Source organism: Chryseotalea sp., from assembly GCF_057350905.1.
Genome location: NZ_JBMRCF010000014.1, coordinates 42299 through 65209 on the forward strand (window position 1 = coordinate 42299; position 22911 = coordinate 65209).

A 22911-nucleotide genomic window follows, 5' to 3' on the forward strand; every position below is an offset into this window, starting at 1 on the left:
TTTTTAACCATTATAATGAATTTTCTCGTTAGGGACTGTTTCAAATATGCGTGAACTGAGTTTCCATAAAAACTGAGGATGCACACGTTCGCTCACATTAAATTGGAAAGTAGTATTCGACAGAATCATACTGGAACGGTCAAGACCCTCCACTTCTTTTTCCATAAAACTTTCTAATTCAGTACCATGCATGCGTTTGAGTATGGGTACATCTCCATAAACTTCAAGACCCAGGCCATTTGATAATTCAGAAATAACAGAAGCAGAGATGATATTATCAATTTCCATCAGCAGTGCATCATTTAACTGGTGACTTACAAATCCAAAAGTTTGTGAAGTAATCTTGACAATCTCTGAGGTCTCGTCAGCGTTCAGAATCAGATAAGACTTACCTGATAAATCGCCAATTAATTTTGTGATTAATACGATAATCTCCCCTTCTTCATCAGAAATACATGAAAAATCGTTAGCATGCCTTACCAGGACTGATTGTGTGTTGGTGATCTTAACCGATTTGCCAATGAAAGAAGAAAAGGCATCAGATGCGCGCTGAAAGCCCTGATTCATAATATGAATAATAAATTTCTCACGTTCTCTGTTCGCATCCATAAGGGTACTACTTAGTTAAGTGAAAAGTTTTTTGAAGACCTGCCTTGCGATGAAAGACTAAAAATAAAGTGGAGTATAAAAGGTACATTTAATACCAGGCAAACATTGCCACTTCCTAAAATGGTAAAGCCTCCTATAAATTTTATCTTATCAACCGGTTTCATCAAAGGTTTCTCTACGATCTCTTTTTGTTGCAATAACTTATCTACCACAAAACCAACAGTTCTATTGTTAAAAGTTACGACTACTATATCAAGCTTTTCCTCAGGGTGTACACTCTCGTAAGCCTTTTGAAGGGCATTATTACTTTGCCCAAGCATTGTAGGGTCATAATCGAATACATCCTTTAAGAATACAATAGCAATATTTTTACCCAAGTGCGAAGCAACCAGACCACCGCCCGCTTTGTGAATGGAGGAGCGGTACAGCGAAATAACGGACTCGGTATACGCAAGTGGTATAGCATACACTTCTTCTTTTAGTTCAAATAATAAGCAGGACTTAACAGCCATGGAAGATGGCAGCGTTAATTGAATAGTCGTACCAAGGCCTGCTTCACTGCTTACCTTTATTTCTCCTCCTATGCTATCTAATGTTTTACGTACTACATCCATACCGACACCTCGGCCGGCAATCGCTGTTACCTGATCCATAGTAGAAAAACCAGGTTCAAAAATCAAGAGACTCAATTCATCCTGCGTCATTCGCTCAAGGTCTTCCGCTGTTGCCAAGCCCTTGGCTATGGCTTTAGTCTTAATGCGTTCATAGTTTAATCCCTTTCCATCATCCTTTATTTCAATAATCACAGAATCAGTTTCACCCCTCGCTGTTAACCAAACTGTTCCCTCCGTTGCTTTACCTGCTGCTGCTCTTTCTTCAGGACTTTCAACCCCATGGCCAACAGCATTACGCACAATGTGTATCAACGAATCGCTGATTACCTGCAGGACATTTCTGTCTATCTCTGTTTCAGTTCCTTCAAGTTTTAGTACTACATTTTTCTTTTCAAGGGTGGCCGCATCGCGCACCACACGGTGAAACTTATTGAATAAAAATCCCACCTGCACAAGGCGCACATCCATTACTGAATATTGTAAGTCAGAACTGATTCTGCTCAGTCTGGCATATTCATTAGATCCTCGCAAACCGCTATTTACTTTTGAAGCCAGTATTCTGTCTTTCTCAATAATTAATTCACCAACAAGATTTAACAGGTTATCAAGTTTTCGTACAGGTACTTGTACCAGGTCTGAAAATGAAATTTTAGTGTCCGATTCGTCCGGACTCTCAGCTTCTTCCTCAACGGAGGGCTGAGTGCCAACCCCAATGGCGTCCGGAGCGAATGGATTATCGTCTACTGTTGTTACTTTGGTTTCTTCCTGGTGAATTTTTTCTTCGGTATTTTCATGTGCGCGTTTCACCAACACTTCCAGTTTTGTCTTGATGCCTTTGTATTTTACATCCTTACCATCACGTACTGCATTGACAAGGGCACCCAACACATCTGTTGCTTTAAATAAGGGCGCGTAAAGTGATTCATCCAGTACAATTTTTCCTTCTCTCACTTCGCCAAACAAATCTTCCAGCACATGCGCCATTTCAGCAATACCGGTGTAGCCCATTCCAGCTGCATTGCCTTTGAGTGTATGTGTAATTCGGAATAAAGCATGCACAGTGTTTTTATCGTTCTTTGTTTTTTCAAGTACAGTAAGCAGCCTGTTAATTTCTTCAAAATTTTCCATGGCTTCCGCCAAAAAAATTTCCTTGTATTCTTCTTCTTTGTTGTTCATGGCTACTTCGTTTACAAACAGCTTACAATAAAACCTGAAATTTGTGCTAGTGGAACGATCTGTTTAACCGCTCCAAATTCATAGGCTGCCTTTGGCATGCCGTACACCACAGACGATTCCTCATCTTGCGCAATAGTATATCCACCCTTACTTTTAATCTTTGAAAGACCAAGCATTCCGTCTTTACCCATACCGGTAAGGATTACACCAATGCTTCTCTCTGCATATGTATCTGCAATCGATTCAAACAAGCAATCGATAGAAGGAAAATTAAACTCTTCAAATTTTCTGCTGGTAGAGGTTATCATAGGTGCTCCGGTAATCATGTTTTTCTCTACACAAGTATTGGATTCACCATTAGCCACATAGATTACTCCCGCTTTCAGTATTTCTCCGCGCCTTGCAAGCTTTACCGGCAAAGGGCTATTTTCATTTAGGCGCTCCGAAAAGGTTTCGAGAAAACGTGGTGGCATGTGTTGGCCTATCACCACAGGAACCTGAAGATTTCGGGGCAGGTTATTAATGATTAATTCAACTGCACCAGGTCCTCCCGTGGAAGCACCTATTACTACAATGTCGTAATTAAGTTGTTGAGTAAAAGTATGACTGTGTGTATTCTTGTGTGTAAGCTGCCTTGCTTTCAGCAAATTTGTATCTGTGAGCGAAGCCTCTCTAATAAGTTTAATGAGTGGATCATTAAAAGCATTACGACCATCTGCACCACTTGGTTTATCGATAAACTCAAAGGCACCGTACTGCAAGGCATCAAAAATTCTAGAATTTGTTTTATCTAATGAACTTAAAACAATAATGGGCATGGGCCTTTTATCCATAACAGATTTAACCAGGTACATGCCGTCAAATTCGGGCATGACCATATCTGTTATCACTACATCGGGTTTCAACTCCAAGGCCATATCACTTCCTACCTTACCATCCTTGGCCGTACCAATAATCTCAATTGAGGTATCTACACTGATGAGGTCGGTAATTAACTTTCGCATCAGGGCAGAATCATCAACAATGAGTGTACGGATTCGTGTAGCAGGCATAGGAGAGGTATTAAGCATTGGTTACCGCCTGCACTAATTGTTCATTGGTAAAGGGTTTTACGATGTAAGCGCGCGCACCCAGTCTTAATCCCTCGTTCACAACTGACTCCTGTCCTACTGCGCTAATCATCACTACCTTCGACTTTAATCCTTCATCCTGGTATACCTTTAAAATATCTGTACCAATCATATCCGGTAAGATATTATCCAGTGTAATCAAATCAGGCTGAAGTTCGAAAGCCAAATCGATAGCTTCTTCACCATTTGCAGCCTGACCCACAACACTGTAGCCATTTCCCTCGAGCGCATCTTTGATTAAAGTGCGCATGTAGAGAGAATCATCAACAATAAGAACACTCTTAGCCATGGTTTCTGAATTTTAATTAATAAACTTTTAACTCTTTAGTTTGTGAAAAACGTACTGTCATTTCTCCGGTGCCAGCATGAAACTGCGCTGATCTGCTTTGATGTCCACCCAGGTCTTTGGCCGCTATAAAAATTTTCTGCTGAATCAAATATTCCAACACAGCATCTACATTTTGCGAACCCACTTCGTAGCCAGTAGCGATCACGTTAGCACCACCTGCAACTTTTGCTCTCAGGTTTAACAGGTTACTGCCTTTACGTTTAAATTGCTGTAATAAAGCATTGATAACATGAGGTATGCTTTGCGGCAATAAAATATGCGCTCCACCAGAAATACCTGTGGTGCGATCTTGCAAGAACAAACCGATACAAGATCCAAGGCCCAAACAATTGTAAACTGTATTTTCATAAGTGCTTACAGCTTGTTCGTCAATATTTAACTTGAATTCCTTCATGCTGCTGTAGCTTTTTTCAAATTTGTGGTTAACTCCTGATCAACAACTTTAAAAATGTCAATCAAAATAATGAGGCGTGTGCCAGTCTTAATTATGCCCTTGATGTAATTTACTTCAGCGTTCGCATCGGCAATGATACCTACCGACTCATCCAAATCGCTGGCGTTGACAGAGATGGTATTAGGCACCTCATTAACAAGAAGCCCCATTTTAAAATCCTCGCTTTCTACAACCAGCGTGTATTTTTTACCAGCCAACTGGCTTTCATTTCGTTGAAGATTAAACCTGTCTTCCAAATCGAAAATGGCAATAACATTACCGCGTATATTCGCCACACCCTTTACATAAGAAGGCGTTTGAGGCATTCTGGTGATCGTAGGAGTGATCACTACCTCCTTTATCTGATCAATGCGCAGCCCGTATTCTTCCTGACCTAATTTGAAAACCACAATCTGCAACGAACGCTGCGCTGTATTTTCATTCTGTTTTGAAACGATTGCTTCAACCATACATTTCTGATTTAGTTGTAAGAGGTCTGTGATGCGATAAATTCACTTTTATCACACCACTAAACCTGACTTATTATTTTCTAAGTTTAAACTGTTGAATACCTGCTTGCAATTCTGCAGCCACGGCCGACAATTCATCTCCGGCCTTTGCAATCTCCAACATACCTGAACTCATCTGCTGACTTGAACTTGCCACTTGTTGTGTACCTGCAGCTGTTTCTTCAGATACCACCACAATCTGTTCGATGTTTTTCACCACCGTTGAAATGGCTTCCTTCTGTGTACTGGTTGCTGTTTGAATTTCTTTTGAAGAAGAGAAAGTCTCCTCACTGGTTTTAGCAATTTCCTGGAAGATCACTTCTGCTTCAATGCTTGACTTATTGCCTTCCTTCACACTACTTTCCATTACTTCAATGGCTTTACCTGCGGCCTGTGTATCTTTCTGTACGTCACCAATAATCTTTTCGATCTCCACAGCTGATCTTCTTGAATCTTCCGCGAGCTTTCTGATCTCTTCGGCAACTACTGCAAAGCCTCTTCCCGCATCACCGGCACGTGCTGCCTCTATGGCTGCATTCAATGCCAGCAGGTTTGTCTGACTTGCTATATCAGTAATCACGTTAAGTGTACGACCGATTTCTTCAGTTCTTTTGGTTAATACACTGATGGATTGTGAAGTCTGCCCTGCGGAATCTTTAATACCATTCATATTATTAACCAATACTTTAACGGTACGCATACCCTGATTAGAACTCTCCAATCCTTTCTCTGCAGCCTTATTAATCATGTTTGCTTTCTTCTCCATGTCATTCGAAGAAGTCATTACATGGTTTATCAGTTTAGAAGATTCATCAGTACGCGAAGCCTGATCTTGTGCACCTTTTGCCATTTGAGAAATCGCGGTAGCTACCTCAGCGGTATTGCGTTTCATATCGTCTGTCTTCTTCTGCAACAAATCGGATGATTTTGCGACAACATCTGATCCCTGGCTGATTTGCCCTAAGACGGAATTTAAATTGTCTAAGGTTTTATTAATCTCAGCGGTTAATCCTCCATTATCGACTGCCGTATTGCAGCGCTGGCTCAAATCACCCTTAGACATGGCCTTGATCACCCGGATTACTTCTGTCATGTCTAAGGCATACTTTACTACTTTGTAAGGTCTTCCGTCAGCATCTTTAATCGGGTTATAAGATGCCTGAATATAAATTTCCTCGCCTTGCTTGTTGATGCGTGTATAGGTACCAACAAAATATTCTCCCCTGTTAAGTGTCTCCCAAAAATTTCTGTACTCCGCACTGCGACCAAATTCAGCATCCACAAACATGCGGTGATGCTTACCTTTAATCTCGTTCAAACTATAGCCTAAAGTTTTAAGGAAGTTATCGTTGGCATCGATAATGGTACCATCCATATTAAAGGAAATAACAGCATTCGACATACCAATCGCTGCAAGCTGTCCTTCGTAGTCGTTATTTTTAATTTTCTGAGCCGTAATATCTGTAGCCAGCTTTATTACCTTAATAATATTTCCTTTCTCATCTTTTACTGGTGTATAATTTGCCTGAATCCAGATATCAGCGCCACTCTTCGTTTTACGTTTAAATTCTCCAATTTGTGGAATACCATTTTTAAGATTTGTCCAGAACTGTTGATAAGCCTGGGTATTCGTATAGGCGGTATCGCAAAATATCCTATGATGCTTACCCTCAATCTCTGCTGAGGAATATTGCATGGTAGTCAGGAATAAATCGTTTGCTTTTAAAATATTGCCATCAGGGGTAAATTCGATGTAAGCATTGGCAGCATTAATGGCACCCATGGCACCTTCCAATTCTTGCTGCTTTACTACTTGTTCAGTAATAACATAGCGTACACCAATGTATTTCATTGGCTTCCCGTTTGGCCCTAATACGGGTGCAATCAATGCATCAACCCAATACGCGCTTCCGTCTTTCTTCCTGTTTTTAATTACACCTCTGAATATTTTTCCCTTTCCGATAGTGGCCCACATTTCCTTGAAAACACTCTTGGGCATATCCGGATGGCGAAACATGCTATGTGGCTGACCAATACACTCTTCTCTTGTGTATTGGGAAACTTCACAAAGCAAATCGTTTACAAAAAGTATATCACCTTTTAAATCCGCTTCAGAAACAACACAAGCCACGTTGATCTGATCCATACGAGTTTTCAATTCGCGTTGTAGTTCTTCTAACTCAAGCGCTGATTTCTTCTGAACCGTTACATCCTTAATAAACAGAGTATGCTGCACCTTATCATTGGCAAATGCTTTTGCATCAGAAACCGAGAACCACAGGATTTCTTCATTACCTTTTTTAATTTGTAACTCAACCTCCTGCCCTGGCTGCAAGGATATGATTTGTGAAATCTGATCTGCAGAAAATAAAACAGATAAATTATTACTTACAACATTTCGCTTATCAACACCAAAGAAAGTAGTTGCAGATTTATTGATTGATTGTATTACATTTTCTTTATCAAAAATTATAATACCATCAATGGCCTGGTCGTAAGCCTCATGTTGTGCTTTCAGCAAATTTTCAATATCTGTTAATCGCTTTCGTATGTCAGCTGCTGAATCAGTTTTTGCAGCAGATGCGCCACCGCCAGTGCCTCCGTTTTCTTTGTCCTGATAATAATTTGGTTTCATAGGTCTTTATTTAATAATGTTTATCATTTACTTTTTATAAGATTTCTAAACTATGCCCCACCATCACCATAAACCAGGCTATCGTGTAGATGAGCAAAATAACCGGGAGCATCCACGCTATGATTTGCACTATATACAAACTATAGACACGAAAATTCATAAAGGCTTTACTACTTCTGAAGAAGGTTACTTTTGCCATACAATTAATTAAGACAGCTTTGTTCAAAATCAAAATCACTAATGGTAGGATACTTAATCAGTGCCAACCTTTTAGTTTGCCAGGTGTATGAGCGATGAGAAAAATTATGAAGTTCCTTTCCTTCTTTGATCAATTGTGTGAGTGAAGGGCCCATAGCATCTGCAATAGAGGCGTAGTTTACAGAATGTTCAATCGCGTCCTTTAGGCAACGTGCATCAACATCTCGCCATAGTTCTCCTTTCACTATTTTATAGAAAAGGTTTCTGGAAGTTCGTGTGGTGCGATGCAGGTTTACTACAGCCACATCATCTGCAAATGAACGAATCGCTTGCAATAATAAGTGAGGCGATTTTCCCACAACCAGCATCAGTAGATGATGTTGCTGTGAAATAATCAAAGCTTCCGGGTAATAGGTGTTTAAGCCACTTAGGTAGGCCAACACCTGTGTCTCATTAAAATCGGTTCTATGCCGAAGTTGAAGAGGAACCAGGTTCAGGTCGATTTCTGCTGCTATTATGTTCGCTTCCATGCCCGTCTTAATTTTTAGTAAAGGTCAGCTAAAAGCTAAGGCAGCTCAATCCGCGTATTCTTGTATTTTAATCTCCTGTTAACTACCGAAAATGAATCAGTAGAACTACTTAGAATGTTTTTTGGACTTTTATGAACACTATTATTGAGGGGAATTGTAGATAGAATTTATGAAAGGTTGGCGAGGTGAAGCTTCAATTTATATGACAAAAATCAGATTTTGTTGTAAATCGTGTATAGATTGATACACAGCGTAAAACGAAGTTGTCAGTAAACATTATTGAGTGATAGCGATGTTGCCTGTGTCTGGATCAACTTAAATCGCTGTTTGATTAAGTTGCTGTTTACGGTTAATCAGTTTGCCCTTAGGGCTATTAGGAATAGTCAACTTGAACAAACTTCCGAAACCTACTTCAGAATTAACAGTAATATTACCGCCCAATTGCTCAATGCCTTCCTTTGCAATGTATAAGCCCAGACCTGCGCCTTTAGAATGTATAGTTGCTTTATAAAACATATTAAAGATGGACTCGAAATACTGGCGCGCGATTCCAATGCCATTATCATGAATTTCTATAACCACCATATCTGGTGAAACAATGGTTGAGATGTTTATAAATGAATGCGCCTTGTTAATGTCTACAAATTGTACTGCATTTCTGATGAGGTTATCAAGAATGATCTCGATACGATCTGTATCGCTATAAAACAAACTGCTGCCTACAACCGATACCTGTATCTTTATTTTTCCGAAATGTTCGTCTCCGCAATGGTTATTCACAATCTTCCAAATAAGTGATTCAAAATCGATCTTTTCACTATGAATATTTTTATAAGTTGTTTTTGAAAAACTTATTATGTCACGTATGATTTTGTCCAGTTTATGTGTGCTTAGCTCAATTTTATTGGCATACTCTACTAATGCATTATCCTTCGAATCCATACGAATCAGATTAACCAATCCCATAATGGTGGTTAAGGGGGCTCTCAAATCATGAGATGTACTATAAAGAAATTTCTCCATTTGATGGTTAACCTTGGCTAATTGCTGATTTTTTAGCTCCAGGTTCTGTTCGAAGGCAACACGTTCAGAAATATCCAGTGCCGTCCAGTTAATCATCGGTTCATCCAACTCATTGGTTTGAATTTGAATATTAACTAACGCTACTATCTTTGTCGCTGACAGTGCTTTAAAATTTACAGCAACACCTTGTACACGCTGCTCACGGATGACACGACTTTTTAATTTATCGTAATCATTAACATCCTCAAAAAGGTCCCGAATATTTGTTCCCTTTGCTTTTTTAAACTTATTGAAGCCGAATGTTTCAACAAAGAGTTTATTGCTGAATTGAATTTCGTCCTGAAGAGAAGATCGAAAAATTAACTCAAATGTATTGTCAACAAAGGATCTGTAAAGATTGCGAAGTCTGAGTGCCTGCTTTCTTCTCTCTGCTTCTTCCTCACCACGTCCTTTCAACGAATCTCTGTTCAACGCTAACATATCTTCCCGATTTCATGACAAAGTTGGTCATCTCCAACTATCTTATCAATACAGACAATTCGGGAATTTTAGTGAGTAGAAGTACTTAAGTACTCACGAACAGGTTATGAGACAATTTGCAACTGTCGGGCTCTTTTTACCAACTCTAAGGCATTTTTTACCGTAAATTTTTTCATGAGGTTAGCACGATGTGTCTCTACAGTACGCGGACTAATAAACAATTTATCAGCCATTTGCTGGCTGGTTAAGCCCTGGTCAATCAGTTGAATTATTTCAATTTCCCGGTTGGTCAGTTTTACCACTTCTTCGGGTTGCTTCTTACGAGTTACATTTTGCTTATACTTATTCAGGATTACTTCCTGTACTTTATGACTAAAATAAGTTTTGCCTTGTAAGACTGCACGTACAGCAAACTCCAATTCCTGTCCGCTTTCACTTTTTACTACATAACCTTTTACACCGCTCTCCACACAACGACTGATGTAATCTTCATCGTCATACATAGACAGCATAAGAATGTTCGCCTGAGCATCATGCTCTATAATTTTTTTTGCCGTCTCCATACCGTTCATATCCGGAAGTGAAATATCCAGGATTAAAAGGTTTGGCTTTAACAATTCATATTGCGCAATGGCTTCAGTACCGTTGGCGGCTTCGCCTACTACCTGAAAATCCTTTGCTTGTTTAAGCAGGTTCTTAACGCCTTCGCGAATCATGGCATGATCATCTGCGAGTAAAATACTAAACTTATTAGACATGGACTTGTTCGGTTTGTGAAAATGGAATCTCAGCAATAATAAGTGTTCCTCTTTTTGTATCTGTTTCAATTATGAGTTTACCGCCCATCATTTCACTTCGCTCCCGCATGTTGACAAGCCCATGATGTGGCTTGCCATCATTTACGGGTTTCATGCCTTTTCCATTATCTTCAATTAACAAACGAATATTCTCCTGATTCGTCATCAATTGTAAAGTAATAGAAGAGGCCTGTGCATGCCGTATGGCATTGTTGACCGCTTCTTGTGCAATTCGGTAAAAATTTACTTTTTGATTTTGTTCCAGTACCGGTGCTGTTCCCGTTTGCTGGAATACAACACTTACATTCAGCGTATCTTGTATTTGTTTGCACAAAGATTTCAGGCAGGTGGCCAAATCAAAGTCTTTTAATTTTGATGGAAGCAAGTTTTCAGAAATTCTTATAGATTCCTGAATGGCTTCATCCATTAATTTAGCAATGTCATTTGCCTTATCTCTGTTATCAACCAATAAGTTTATATTCATCTTAATCGCATTAAGCATCTGGCCCAATCCATCGTGCAAATCTTTTGCAATACGACTCCGTTCTTTTTCCTGGCCCTCTATTAGCGCTGCAATTCTTGTGTTTTCAAATTCACGCAGCAACCTGGCATGTTCATACTTCTCTGTTAAATCTTTAAATACCAATACAAAACCAATTTGCTCACCGCGCTTATCAGAAACACTACTGATAGTACCATCGCCAATGGGTATTAGCTTATTCCCCAATTTTAAAGAAAGACCTTCTTCAAATGCATTAATCTCTTTTTCAAGTACACACTTGATGGGATTTATTGGAAACTCGTGTGTTTCATTATGTTGCAAAGGCAATACTTCAACAATATTTTTACCTTGAGCCTGATCGAGTAAAACCGTGGTCAGTTTTTCTGCCGCTGGATTAAGATATGTTACCTGTAGTTGGCTATCAACAATAACCAATGCATCACTCATCGCACGAACAGTCGAGAAATATTTTTCTTCGCTTTTTCGCAAGCGCGTTTCGATATCGTGCTTGTACAAAGCCATTTCTAACACAGTAAATATTTCTCTGTCCTCGAATGGTTTTGTAAGGTAGCCGTAGGGTTCTGTAACTTTAGCGCGCTGAATGGTGTCTTTATCTGTCAGGGCTGTGATATATATAACAGGCAGTCCAAATTTACTTTTAACAACGCCAGCTGTTTGTATGCCATCAAGCTGCCCGTTTAGCATAATGTCCATTAATACTAAATCGGGTTTTGTGTGCTCAAGAAAATCGAGGGCGCGCTCCCCTGAATCGAGTATACCGTAAACATGGTATCCCTCACTCTCCAAGGTCTTTTGAAGGTGATACGCCACTATAAATGAGTCCTCAACGATAAGGATACCAGCCTTAGCCATAGTTTGGGGGTTAAACTATTGTGATGCTAAATAAATATAATGCTAAAACGTGGGATTGTGTAATTATCAGTTAAAAAAATGATGATAATCAGTGCACATTTTTACCCATCAATTTTAAATGTTACTACGAAGCATGTGCCATGATCCCGTTCAATTTTAACATTGGCTTTAAGCTGTTTGATAAATATTTCCAGCAACTCCATACCAAATGATCCATGTAAACCAGGTTGAATATTGGAAGGCAATGAAATACCATTGTCTTTTACCATGAGGGTATACACAGACCCTATATGCTCAAAAGTCACCTCAATTCTTCCGGCTTCACGATTAATAAAAGCATGCTTGAAGGCATTCACTACTAATTCATTAACAATGAGACCACAATGAATTGCATTATCAAGACTGATTTCGGTCGATTGTACCTGAGTAAATACTTCAATTTTTCCATCCTGTTGCACCATGCTTACCTGCAGATCGTGAATCAGTTTATTTAGATAATCAGCGATATTCACCTGGTTTATAGAACCTGTCTGCAGCAGTCGCTCATGAATGAGCGCCACCGAACGGATTCGTTGTCGCATGTTCTCCAGAAAACTGCGTGATCCGGATGGTTCCATGCCTGCCATCTTAATAAAGATGATTGATGAAATCAGCTGTAGATTATTTTTCACACGGTGATGTATCTCTTTAATCAATAGATCCTTTTCTCTGACTGCATCTATCAATTGTAATTCTGCCTGCTTTTGGTCAGTAATGTCGATAATTACACCATTCCATAAAATTCGTCCATCGCCTACCTTACTTGGGCTACTCCTTCTTCTAAACCACCGCCACAAGCCATTTTGCTGTCGGAATCTATACTCAATATCAAAAACCGTCAGGTTTTTATTTACTTCAGCAATCATTTTTCTATTGTGCTCCTGATCTTCCGGATGAATATGGGTATCAAATAAACTAGCATCTTCTAACAACTGTTCTGACTTCAATCCTGTAATTCCTTCAATACCTGAACTAAAATAAATGTAACGCCCTTCCTCTGCTCCCTCCAGTAACTCATACTGATAAATGGCTACACTTGGCAGGTTATCGCTGATCACCCTAATGCGTTCGCGACTCTCATCCATTATCTGTTCTGCTTCTTTTAATTCAGTAATATTATTCAGCGTAGCTATTACGTTAATTACATTTCCATATTCGTCCATGCGGGGTATAACATCTACCATCAACCATATTCTGTCTCCGATGGCAGGCCGTCTCACACCCATAATCACACCTTTGATTGGCTCTTTCTTTTGTACAGCTATAGGAACAGGTAACTCATCTAGCGGAAAGGGTTCTCCATTCTCTTTCAGTAAGGCCCAATCCGGGTCGTAAGAGGATTTACCAATCAACTGATCTTCGGTTAATCCGAGCAAATCCAATCCGGCCTTATTACTGGAGAGTATTTCTGCGTTAGGTCCTTGCAACAGAACACCAATTGTTAGATCACGCACCATTGAACGAAAACGCTCTTCACTTTCAATTAAAGCTATTTCCTTTTTCTTCCTGTCAATTTCAGATTCAATTGTATGTACTGCAAAGGCGATATTAGAAGTTACTTCCTGCAAAAGCGCTATTTCCTTTTCTGTAAAAAAGTTAGGTTCCTCTTTGTAGAGCGTGAGAACACCCATTACCACTTTATTAACAATAATGGGTAAACCTATGCTTGACTGATAACCACGTTTCAGTGCTTCTTCTCGCCATAAGTTGTAATTAGCATTATCACTATTGGTAATGTCATTATTGATTTGCGGTAAGCCTGTTCGTGCTGCTGCGCCTGTTGGTCCCCGCCCTTCAGGAATATGCTTCACAGAGATATCCGGGATCACATCAAAGTAATGATCAACATGCCCCTTCCAGACAACAGGTTTTACAATAGCTTTTTTCTGATCAAGTAAGCCTATCCACGCCATTCTGAATTTTCCATACTCGATGGCTATATTACAAACCTCAGCAAAAACTTCGTCTTTCGTTTTCGCATGCAACACCATTTGATTGATCTGACTTGTTACAGAATAAAGCCGGTTAGTCTTGATCAATTCTATTTCTGAAATTTTACGCTCTGTAATGTCGTATTCAATACCATTCCATATTACATCTCCATTCGATAATTTTTCTGGTTTGGACTCAATATGCAGATAGCGAATTTCATCACTTAGTATAATTCGCCCTTCCCAAACAAAGTCAGCATCATTCTTAATGGCTTCATTTCCGATACTCATGAATGAATCCAGGTCATCAGGATGAATACTTTTAATAACCAGCGAAGCATCGTTTAATATCTGATGCTCCTGTAAGCCGTGCAGTTCGCACCAACGTTTACTTACATATAACAACTTACTTGTGCCGTCAGCTTGTTTTGTGTTTTTGTAAACACCTACAGGAATCATCTGCACCAGGCGTTGATACTCACCTCTGCTTTTTACCAGCTCCTGCTCAGCCAGTTTACGGTCGGTAATATCGAGAATAACGGTATACCACATGATTGATCCATCCGGTTGTTTTTTGGGAGCGCCCCTGGCTTCAATCCATTTCAATTTTTTTGAGGGTGTGATAATTCTCCACTGCCATTGCCACTGCTGCATTGTTTTGGCTGATGCCATTACTGAAGCAAACATGGCTTGTGCATCATCGGGGTGTATTGCATCCCATAGCGGTTTTGCATTCATCATGGCTTCCTCTGCTGAGATTTCCCAGAGGTTAACGCAGCCACTACTCATGAAATTAACAGAATCACTACCATCCGGTTTCAACACATACTGAAAGATTGCTCCAGGTATATTTTCAGCCATTGATCGAAAACGTTCTTCACTATCTCTGATTACCTGGTTAGCCATTTCCTGATTGGTCACATCATAATTGACACCCACCATACGAATTTGTTCACCACTTGAACTTAATTCGATTGACCCAAAGGCTTTTACATAGCGGGTTTTGCCATCATGTAATCTTTTGATTCTAAACAGTGCATCGAAATTCTCGTTCTGTTGCAAACACCTATTCAAGGCTTCCTGCACTGAAGCTCTGTCTTCTTCATGAATAAGACTCATGAAAAGTTTAAAGTCAACTTCGTTATAATCGACTACACCAAAAATTTCATACTGCTGATGATCCCATACAATAGAATTGCTTTGTATATCCCACTCCCATATGCCCATTTCTGCCGAATGTGTTGCCAACATTAATCTATTATTGGCTCGCTCCAACTCAAACTTACTCTGCATGCTTTCTGTGGCATCTAATCCTACGCATTGTATTGATACCGGATTCCCATTTTCGTCTTGTAGGGCCACAAACTCCCACTCAGTCCAAAAAAGTCCACCCATTGGATTTGGTTTCCTTAGCGTAACCGGGAATACTTTACCAGGATGCTGAATACACTTATGGATCACATCAAGACAAGCATTATGATCTGCCTTTAAAATTGTATTTAATGCGTGCGTACCGATAAGCTCTTCAGGGTTATGACCGAATTTTTCGTAAAATGTTTTATTGGCAAAAATGTAATTACCTGCCAAATCGGTTCTGATTAAAAAGCTGGATTGCGAATTAACAAGCGATTCGAAATGTCGTTGACTCTGAAACAATTCCTGTTCAGCTTTTTTGCGAGCTGATATATCTGAAGCATTAAAGGAAACTCCAACAATCGATCCATCGCTCCCGTATACAGGCAAGTATCTGATTTGATTCCAATAAGAAATGCTTTCAGTAAAGGATATCTCACGTTCAATATTCACTACCTCACCTGCCAATGCTTTTGAAAAATTAGCCTTCAACTCTTCAAGTAGTGTAGGCGGTGAGTAATCCAGAATATTATCGCCTATCTTAATCTTCATTCCGTAAACCCGTTCAACAGATGCCGCTGCTGATTTATTAAATATCCGGATCTTAAAATCCGGATCGAGTAGAAACGTAGCATCTGTAGAGGCGTTCAATACGGCATTTAATTCATCATATATTTTTTTCAGGTTTTGCTGATACTGCTCCCTTTCAGTAATGTCGTAGTCAACACCAATCATTTTTACTGCATTTCCCTTCTTATCGTATTCAATGCTACTACTTACAAGAAAGTGTCTTATCTCACCAGATTTGGCATGCACAACGCGCATCGTTGTTTCAAGTATCTCTTTCTTTTGAGTAATTGCGTTTTCTATTTCTTTAGCCAACCTTACACGATCATCTTCAAATATGTGCTTATTTATTGTTTTAAAAGTCGTAATTGTTCCATGCTCTAACCCAACCAACTCATAAAGCATTTCATCATAAATGGTTTCATCTGTTTCCAAATCCCACTCCCAAACACCCATTCTTGCAGTCTTTGTCGCAATGGTTAATCGGTTAGTAATTCCCCTTAAATCAAACTCGACCTTCTTCTTTTCTGTTATATCTAGAAAACTAGCCACCGCCCCAATTAGATTACCTTTATAATCAAATAATGGTGCGGCATTTACGTTCAACCATTTTATGTTTCCATCCTCGGCTACAATACCATGTTCAATGTTGATGGCTGGGACTTTATCACGCAAAGCAATTGCCAAAGGTAATGCAGAAGCAGGAAGCGGTTCGCCAGCTTCATCTATTTGCTTCCAGTCAGTAGCAGAAAAATAACGGTGTTCGATTTCGCTTGACTGCAATTGCAGAATATCAGCAGCACTTTGGTTGGCATACGTTATCTCTCCATTAATGTCTACCACAATTAATCCACTAATCATGGTTTGGAATATACTCTGCAGTTTAGCTTCAGAAGCCTGTACGGCTAATTCAAGTTTTTTTCTGGCTGTAATATTTAAAGACAAACCATCCCATAGCGTTCTTCCGTCAGGCAATCGTCTGGGGTTTGAGCGAGTTTGAATCCACTTGATTTTACCACTTGGTGTAACTATTCTATATTCAAATTCGAAAGCAGATAAGGTTGATCGCGACAGTTCTCCTTTTTGCAGCATCACTTCCAGATCGTCAGGATGCACCATATTAAATACCAGCATAGGGTTTGCTTGTAGTTCCGCTGCAGTTACTTCAAACAAATCCACCACACCATCACTTGCATAAGGGAAACTATCAACATCTCCTCGCTCTGTTACCAGATACTGGTATAAAACACCATCATATAAGTTGTTGGTCAGGGTACGCAGCTTTTCTTCATTTTCAGCTATCTTTTGCTGTGCCGCCAGCTTTTCAGAAATGTTGATGGAAATACCTCCGATTGCAATAATTCTATCTTCAACATCTTTAAGCGGAAATTTATATTCTAAAAATGTATCCTCTTTAACATGGTGTTCAAATTCCAGCATTTCTCCGGTTGTTGCTACGTACTCGTCACGCTCTCTACACCAATCCGAAAAGTCCTTATCAAAAATATCATAATCCGTAAAGCCTGGCTTTAATACCTTTTCCTTCATGAAGTCATGATACGCTTTATTGTAAAATGAATAACGACCTTTCAAATCCTTAATAAATGCTACCATGGGTGCATGATCCATGAAGGTTTGCAAGGCTTGTTCACTTTTCTGCATTTCATGAATTGCATTTTTCAAATTGGTGATGTCAGATTCCACAGCCATAAATCCAACCACTTCGCCATTGCCTGACTTGATTGGTAGTACCTCAATGTCTAACCAATACTTTCTACCCGATTTGCTGTAATTCAATAACTCAACCTTAAAGCCTCTTTTGCTTGTAATGCCCGCCTTCATTTTTTTAATAGTTTCCGGATCTGTCTCCTCTCCCTGTAGAAAAGTACCCGGTTTTCTTCCCATTACTTCACTTCGTGAATACTCAGTAATTCTTTCAAATCCATCGTTGACCCAGGTAATATTTCCATCAACATCAGTGAGAATAACTGCATTGCTCGTACGACTTGCAATTAAGGCTAGCTTGTTTACCTCAATGGTAAGTTTCTTTTTTTCTGTTATGTTGGCTGCGGTAAAGCTGACACCTATTACACTATTATCGGTATTGTAAATGGGCAGATGCCTGTATAACCACCAGGAAACTTCCTGATTTATAGAACGTACTTCAACTTCTGTTTCTTTTTCGACTCCACTTAAGGCTTGTTTAAAATTTTCTGAAAAAACATTTAATGATTCAGTCAAAACAAAATCTGTTATGTTTTTTCCTTTCTCAGGTGTTTCCCTGAAAATAGTATGTGATCCCTCTATTACTTTTTTATTAAAATCAAGTATAGTGCAATGATGATCCAATAAAACAGTAGCATCCAACTTGCTATCAAAAAAAGCACGCAAGCGATTCTGTGACTCCTGGAGTTTCAGCTCAGTTGATTTTCTCGAGCTTACATCAGCTATGTAACCATACCATTGAATACTGCCGTCACTAAGCTTTTCAGGAGATGCGTAACCTTCTACCCATTTCACTTTGCCATCTAAGATCACCCGATACTCTTCACTCCAAATACTTAATTCATCAGCTGAAACCTTAATTGTATCCAAAATGAAAGAAAGATCTTCTGGGTAAATCGCTTCAAAAATTTTCGATGCACTTTCGGCCACTGCTTCTTTACTCAAGCCATAGATATCACTAATGCCAGAGCTGGCATATGGAAATAAAGATTGTCCGTCCGGTCTAAGTATAAATTGGAAAATAAAACCAGGCAAATGACTCGTAATCTTTTCGAAGCGCTGTAAAATTTCTTCTTTTATCTGTTCTGCCTTCTTTCGTTCTGAAATATCGCGCACCAGAATGGAGGCACGTAAATCTCCTGTAGGATCAACAAAAAGGCGTGACGCAATTTCGGCAGGGAATACCGTGCCATTGCCACGCCTCATAAGCAGCTCACCTTTATAGAAGCGTTCTTCTTCTCTTTGTTTTAGCAACCTCTCTAAATTTTCAGGCGTATCCGCTACGAGCCCCTTACGTCCGGATTTACAAATTTCTTCCTCTGTCATTTTGAATATCCTGCAGGCTTCTGGGTTTGCAGAAAGTACTATCCCTGCAGCATCTGTAAACAAAATTCCTTCACCACTATTCTCTATGATCAGGCGATTCTTTAATTCACTTTCAGCAATTCTTAATTCATCAATTTTTCTTTGCGTTATATCCTGCATGAATCCATACCAGTAATTACTTCCGTCCCGTTCTATATATGGATTAGAATTACCGCCAATCCACTTCACATCACCATTATCACTTAAAGTCCTGAACTCATAAGCCCAGGGTTCGTTCGATTCATAAGCCTTAGTAATTGATTCCTTTACTCCGTCCAAATCATCAGGGTGAATAAAATCAAATAACAAACTACCATTCCCAATTAATTCTCCACTATCAATGCCAAACAAATTATTACAACCACTACTTACATAAGGAAAAACCGGTTGCAAATCCTCTGTGAGGTAGAAGTTATAAATCATGCCCGGTACATTGGTTGACAAACGTTTAAAGAGCTCGTTGGTATCTCTTAACTCAAGCTCTGCCTGTTTAGAAATAGATATATCATGATAATAGATAAACAAACCCTCAGGGTTGGGATAAATATTGATATGAAATACCTGATGTTCATTTATAGGATTTCTATGCTCCATCTGTAGTGACTTTTGTGTTGATATCACTTCCAGATATGTGTTCACCAGTTCGCCTCCCTTCATGAAAGGGAATAATTCCAGCATATTTTTGCCCAGCATTTGCTCAGACCTCATGTTAGCCATGTTTGCAAAAACAGGACTGATCATGGTAAAATTTAATTGGTTGTCGGTGGCGAAAAAACCATCGGTTATACCACTGAGCATCATCTCTATTTGTCTGGCCTTTGCCAACATTTCCTTTTGCGCCAGTCTTTTAATGGTAATATCCCTGAGTATTCCCAGCGCTATTCCGTTTTTACGAAACCTCCCCTGAGCATCAATGTATAGTAGTTTACCTTTGGCTGTGGTTAACCTAAACTCAACATTCACAACAAAATCATCCGTTCCCAGATCTACATGCTGAACTCCCGAGGTAATTTTTTCATAAATCGTTGGAATATCTTCTTGCACAATATATTGTGTAAGAAAATCATTCAGAAGCATCGAACGAATACGTGTATCATCTTCTTGCAATAATTCCAGTAGTTCACTGCTAAGTTCTAACAAGTTTGATTTTAGGTTTAGCTCCGCTGTACCCATGCGCGCAAAGTGCATTGTTTCACTGAGGCGTTCTGCAATCAATTTATTATTCTCCTCTTCTGTTTTTCTTTTAGTGATGTCATTTCTGATCGACAAATAATCGGTGATCTCACCTTTTGCGTTAACCAAAGGCATAATAAAAGTATCAACCCAATAATAGGTTCCGTCTTTTGCTCGATTCTTAACCTCTGCGCGCCAATTTTTACCTTTTGCAATTGTCTTCCACATGTCGACCCAAAAACTTCTGGGATGATATCCGGAATTAATCAAATGATGATTCTTGCCCATCAACTCATGTTCAGCATATCCGCTAATGTGAATGAAATTCTCATTAACAAAAGTGATGTTGCCTTTAATATCTGCTATTGAAACAATGGAGGAACGCTGAACTGCTTTTTTAAACTGTTGATCATAAGTAACTATCAGGTTACTCATATTATTTGGAATTATTTGAGGTTGATGAAATTCTGCAAGAACAAAATAACCTGGCTTGACACTTATCGGATGGAAATAAACATCACGTAATGTACTACCCCCCTTTACATTTACATTAGTATTTATCTTCTTCTTTGTCTTTGTCAGTTTAAGTTTCAGGTAGTTTACATCAACACTGTTAAGCAACTTGTTGAATGCTTGGGAAACCAGTAAGCGTTTAGTGTACCCGAAAGATTTAATAGCTGCCTTGTTAACTTCTACTATTGAGAGATCTCGTGTGTCATACAACACCATGGGCATAGGATGAGCATCGAAAAAGGCGGGTAGTTGATAGGGTGTTTTCATGGCCTGCTAACTCGTAAGGAATACGACAGGAAAAGTAGCCATTATAAAAGTCCTAAACAGCCGTGCAAGTACTTACGTAGATATACGTAGTAAAAAAGGTTAAACAGACTTTGCAGCAAATGAACGCGCAGATTTTATAAAATCCGGACGATTGCCAAGATCGTGTTGGGTAAAATAATCAACAACTTCAGGCTTATAACTAAGTTTTACTGCCAGTGCTTTACAATAGGCAGCTTCATCCGGATGAATCTTTCCATCGGCCTTAATAATCCGAAGCGACCAATAGAGAATATCCGTTTTTGTTGGTATCTCTTTAAAATCATTCAAATCTATTGGAACTACTTTTTCAGTAGCAATGGATGGTGATAGCCCTGCCTCAATTAACAGACTACTCAATACTTCTTTTTCTGTTTCGTCATACTTACCATCAATTTTTGCGAGGTGAATCAACAGATTCAGCTTTTTACGCGTAACATCATCCATCTCCCTAATTTTTGATTCAATTTAATTGATTAAACAAAACAGTACATCAGTGAAAATACGTAGATTAATCAGCTTATTCTGGCAACTCAAACATTTCACATTCAATAATGAATCTTAAAGTTTTGGGTTCAGCTATTTTATGTACTCAAAATCATACGCTTGAAATAATCACATTAAGTGCCCTGCAATTACAGGCCACACACTGTCTTTCATTCGTTTTGACAGAAAAGCAGTATGCCCAATTTTTGAAAGCTTGAATTGTGCGGGCATAAGTTGTATAGACCGTACAACAGCTTGTTTATAAAATGCGAGAAGTTTCGGAACGTTCTTTTCGTTGGCAATTGGATCATCTGAAAACCAAATGGAAATTATTTTTTTATCGAAAGCATAAAAGTTACATGCATCGCCAAACATTTCTGTGCCAAAGTAATGGGGCGACATACACCACCTACGCCATTGCATACCGGCTCCGGAAGGATAATTATCGCCTTGCTTAAAGAATTTAGCATTGATAAAGCCCCAAATAAAAACCGACAGTGGCATGATAATTTTTAAGAGCAAAAAATTCTTCCATTTATTTTTTGTATCGAACCAATAACCGGTAGCAGTGCCCAGAAAAATAGCTTTTGAAAATATACCTTGTTGAACAAAACCAAATAATTGCCCACCAATACTGTGCCCTAAAAAAATGCATGGCTGTTGAGGGTGTTGCCGTTTCAGCCAATCTCCGGATATCTCAATATCAGATATCCAATCATGCAGATTCGCTTGAAAATTTTTTAATTTGGCTGGTGCCGATAAACCTACACCCCTGTAATCAAGAACAAGTACAGAAAAACCTTGCTGAGCCAGCCAATCTCCAAGGTTAGTGTAGAATTTAGCACTAATACCCATAGCAGGGCAAATTAAAATGGTAGCCTTCAAATCTTTCGCAGATGAAGGTATCCAGTAGCCTGCAAGTGTGTAGTTGGCATTTTGTTTTATGTCTATTTTTTCCATGGATCATTCTTGATTACAATCTTTAATTCAAACTTTAAGGTGTTACGCGCATATCATAGCAGGCATCAAGTACAGGTCTGTCATCAACCTTTAAATTAAGTTTAAAAAATAATGGATTATAGAAAGTAAAGTTCAATTCGTATTGATATACGTTTAGCCTGATAGCTATAAATACAGCATAGATATATTCTGTTCTTGAGGGATCAGGATAAATCATACTACTATATCAGCTATACAACCAATTTAGTACTTATTCAATTGCGCTGAGTAAAGTATGTACACACAACTTAAGCTCATAAAAAAAGTCCTGACGATCTCATCAGGACTTTTGCTCTTCCTCTTGTCCCGATGGATCGGGAGAACCAATCCCGACCCATCGGGACTGATTAACTGTCAGGTGCATATGCTTTGCTATAGTCGACTCTGAAATCCTCATCCTGAATTAGACGTTCAATAAATTTCCTGCTCTTCATGGATTTAATTTTACCTTCCAATGCCAATGCCGAAGTCTTATCTCTACAGTCAATACTGCATTTCAGCAACCAAGGCAAACCCTTTGCTGTAAATTTCCTGCTTTCGTGTGGATGATTATGGATATGAAGCCGTAATGGAAGATCTTCAGTGCTACCAACGTAGTA

The 22911-nt window shown here is 39.1% G+C and carries 17 protein-coding genes; all 17 read right to left on the reverse strand.

Features of this window, described 5'->3' with window-relative positions; all coding sequences use genetic code 11:
- Window positions 1-3: 3 nt before the first annotated feature.
- Window positions 4-609 (reverse strand): hypothetical protein, encoded by a 606-nt coding sequence (locus ACO1XM_RS16395; protein ID WP_486230950.1) that lies wholly within the window; start codon window positions 607-609, stop codon window positions 4-6.
- 11 nt (window positions 610-620) lie between these two features.
- Window positions 621-2399, reverse strand: coding sequence for a chemotaxis protein CheA (locus tag ACO1XM_RS16400; RefSeq protein WP_486230952.1), 1779 nt, complete (start codon window positions 2397-2399; stop codon window positions 621-623).
- An 11-nt stretch (window positions 2400-2410) separates the two neighbouring features.
- Window positions 2411-3469: a chemotaxis-specific protein-glutamate methyltransferase CheB gene (gene cheB / locus ACO1XM_RS16405; RefSeq protein WP_486230953.1), complete on the reverse strand. Its 1059-nt coding sequence runs from the start codon at window positions 3467-3469 to the stop codon at window positions 2411-2413.
- Window positions 3462-3818 (reverse strand): response regulator, encoded by a 357-nt coding sequence (locus tag ACO1XM_RS16410; protein ID WP_127122988.1) that lies wholly within the window; start codon window positions 3816-3818, stop codon window positions 3462-3464. Before ACO1XM_RS16410 ends, cheB begins: the two co-directional genes overlap by 8 nt.
- Window positions 3819-3834: 16 nt before the next feature.
- Window positions 3835-4272: a chemotaxis protein CheD gene (locus ACO1XM_RS16415; protein WP_486230956.1), complete on the reverse strand. Its 438-nt coding sequence runs from the start codon at window positions 4270-4272 to the stop codon at window positions 3835-3837.
- Window positions 4269-4781 carry a chemotaxis protein CheW gene (locus ACO1XM_RS16420; RefSeq protein WP_486230958.1) on the reverse strand — a complete coding sequence of 171 codons (513 nt, stop codon included), beginning with the start codon at window positions 4779-4781 and terminating at the stop codon, window positions 4269-4271. Before ACO1XM_RS16420 ends, ACO1XM_RS16415 begins: the two co-directional genes overlap by 4 nt.
- Window positions 4782-4854: 73 nt before the next feature.
- Window positions 4855-7455 carry a methyl-accepting chemotaxis protein gene (locus tag ACO1XM_RS16425; RefSeq protein WP_486230960.1) on the reverse strand — a complete coding sequence of 867 codons (2601 nt, stop codon included), beginning with the start codon at window positions 7453-7455 and terminating at the stop codon, window positions 4855-4857.
- Between the two features lie 34 nt (window positions 7456-7489).
- Window positions 7490-7654, reverse strand: coding sequence for a hypothetical protein (locus ACO1XM_RS16430; protein WP_486230962.1), 165 nt, complete (start codon window positions 7652-7654; stop codon window positions 7490-7492).
- Between the two features lie 4 nt (window positions 7655-7658).
- Entirely contained in the window at window positions 7659-8183 is a 525-nt protein-coding gene (locus ACO1XM_RS16435; RefSeq protein WP_486230964.1) for a hypothetical protein, read from the reverse strand.
- Window positions 8184-8498: 315 nt separating this feature from the next.
- Window positions 8499-9686 carry a PAS domain-containing sensor histidine kinase gene (locus tag ACO1XM_RS16440; protein WP_486230966.1) on the reverse strand — a complete coding sequence of 396 codons (1188 nt, stop codon included), beginning with the start codon at window positions 9684-9686 and terminating at the stop codon, window positions 8499-8501.
- 104 nt (window positions 9687-9790) lie between these two features.
- Window positions 9791-10444, reverse strand: coding sequence for a response regulator transcription factor (locus ACO1XM_RS16445; protein ID WP_486230968.1), 654 nt, complete (start codon window positions 10442-10444; stop codon window positions 9791-9793).
- Window positions 10437-11858 (reverse strand): response regulator, encoded by a 1422-nt coding sequence (locus tag ACO1XM_RS16450; RefSeq protein ID WP_486230970.1) that lies wholly within the window; start codon window positions 11856-11858, stop codon window positions 10437-10439. Before ACO1XM_RS16450 ends, ACO1XM_RS16445 begins: the two co-directional genes overlap by 8 nt.
- 101 nt (window positions 11859-11959) lie before the next feature.
- Window positions 11960-20791: a PAS domain S-box protein gene (locus tag ACO1XM_RS16455; protein ID WP_486230972.1), complete on the reverse strand. Its 8832-nt coding sequence runs from the start codon at window positions 20789-20791 to the stop codon at window positions 11960-11962.
- 99 nt (window positions 20792-20890) lie between these two features.
- Window positions 20891-21274: a tellurite resistance TerB family protein gene (locus ACO1XM_RS16460; protein WP_486230974.1), complete on the reverse strand. Its 384-nt coding sequence runs from the start codon at window positions 21272-21274 to the stop codon at window positions 20891-20893.
- A 168-nt stretch (window positions 21275-21442) separates the two neighbouring features.
- Complete coding sequence (locus ACO1XM_RS16465; protein WP_486230976.1) at window positions 21443-22273, reverse strand: alpha/beta hydrolase family protein; 831 nt, start codon at window positions 22271-22273, stop codon at window positions 21443-21445.
- A gap of 34 nt (window positions 22274-22307) precedes the next feature.
- A complete protein-coding gene (locus tag ACO1XM_RS16470) occupies window positions 22308-22490 on the reverse strand; it encodes a hypothetical protein (protein ID WP_486230978.1) in 183 nt (60 codons plus the stop codon).
- A 169-nt stretch (window positions 22491-22659) separates the two neighbouring features.
- Window positions 22660-22911: GIY-YIG nuclease family protein (locus ACO1XM_RS16475; protein WP_486230980.1), on the reverse strand; the 252-nt coding region annotated here is incomplete at its 5' end.

What these genes read in the sequence shown, in the direction of transcription:
- ACO1XM_RS16400 (WP_486230952.1), bottom strand. Translation starts at nt 2,399, where the DNA reads ATGAACAACAAAGAAGAAGAATACAAGGAAATTTTTTTGGCGGAAGCC.
- ACO1XM_RS16465 (WP_486230976.1), bottom strand. Translation starts at nt 22,273, where the DNA reads ATGGAAAAAATAGACATAAAACAAAATGCCAACTACACACTTGCAGGC.
- ACO1XM_RS16455 (WP_486230972.1), bottom strand. Translation starts at nt 20,791, where the DNA reads ATGAAAACACCCTATCAACTACCCGCCTTTTTCGATGCTCATCCTATG.
- ACO1XM_RS16395 (WP_486230950.1), bottom strand. Translation starts at nt 609, where the DNA reads ATGGATGCGAACAGAGAACGTGAGAAATTTATTATTCATATTATGAAT.
- ACO1XM_RS16470 (WP_486230978.1), bottom strand. Translation starts at nt 22,490, where the DNA reads ATGATTTATCCTGATCCCTCAAGAACAGAATATATCTATGCTGTATTT.
- ACO1XM_RS16415 (WP_486230956.1), bottom strand. Translation starts at nt 4,272, where the DNA reads ATGAAGGAATTCAAGTTAAATATTGACGAACAAGCTGTAAGCACTTAT.
- ACO1XM_RS16440 (WP_486230966.1), bottom strand. Translation starts at nt 9,686, where the DNA reads ATGTTAGCGTTGAACAGAGATTCGTTGAAAGGACGTGGTGAGGAAGAA.
- ACO1XM_RS16450 (WP_486230970.1), bottom strand. Translation starts at nt 11,858, where the DNA reads ATGGCTAAGGCTGGTATCCTTATCGTTGAGGACTCATTTATAGTGGCG.
- ACO1XM_RS16420 (WP_486230958.1), bottom strand. Translation starts at nt 4,781, where the DNA reads ATGGTTGAAGCAATCGTTTCAAAACAGAATGAAAATACAGCGCAGCGT.
- ACO1XM_RS16430 (WP_486230962.1), bottom strand. Translation starts at nt 7,654, where the DNA reads ATGGCAAAAGTAACCTTCTTCAGAAGTAGTAAAGCCTTTATGAATTTT.
- ACO1XM_RS16425 (WP_486230960.1), bottom strand. Translation starts at nt 7,455, where the DNA reads ATGAAACCAAATTATTATCAGGACAAAGAAAACGGAGGCACTGGCGGT.
- ACO1XM_RS16460 (WP_486230974.1), bottom strand. Translation starts at nt 21,274, where the DNA reads ATGGATGATGTTACGCGTAAAAAGCTGAATCTGTTGATTCACCTCGCA.
- ACO1XM_RS16445 (WP_486230968.1), bottom strand. Translation starts at nt 10,444, where the DNA reads ATGTCTAATAAGTTTAGTATTTTACTCGCAGATGATCATGCCATGATT.
- ACO1XM_RS16435 (WP_486230964.1), bottom strand. Translation starts at nt 8,183, where the DNA reads ATGGAAGCGAACATAATAGCAGCAGAAATCGACCTGAACCTGGTTCCT.
- ACO1XM_RS16410 (WP_127122988.1), bottom strand. Translation starts at nt 3,818, where the DNA reads ATGGCTAAGAGTGTTCTTATTGTTGATGATTCTCTCTACATGCGCACT.
- cheB (WP_486230953.1), bottom strand. Translation starts at nt 3,469, where the DNA reads ATGCTTAATACCTCTCCTATGCCTGCTACACGAATCCGTACACTCATT.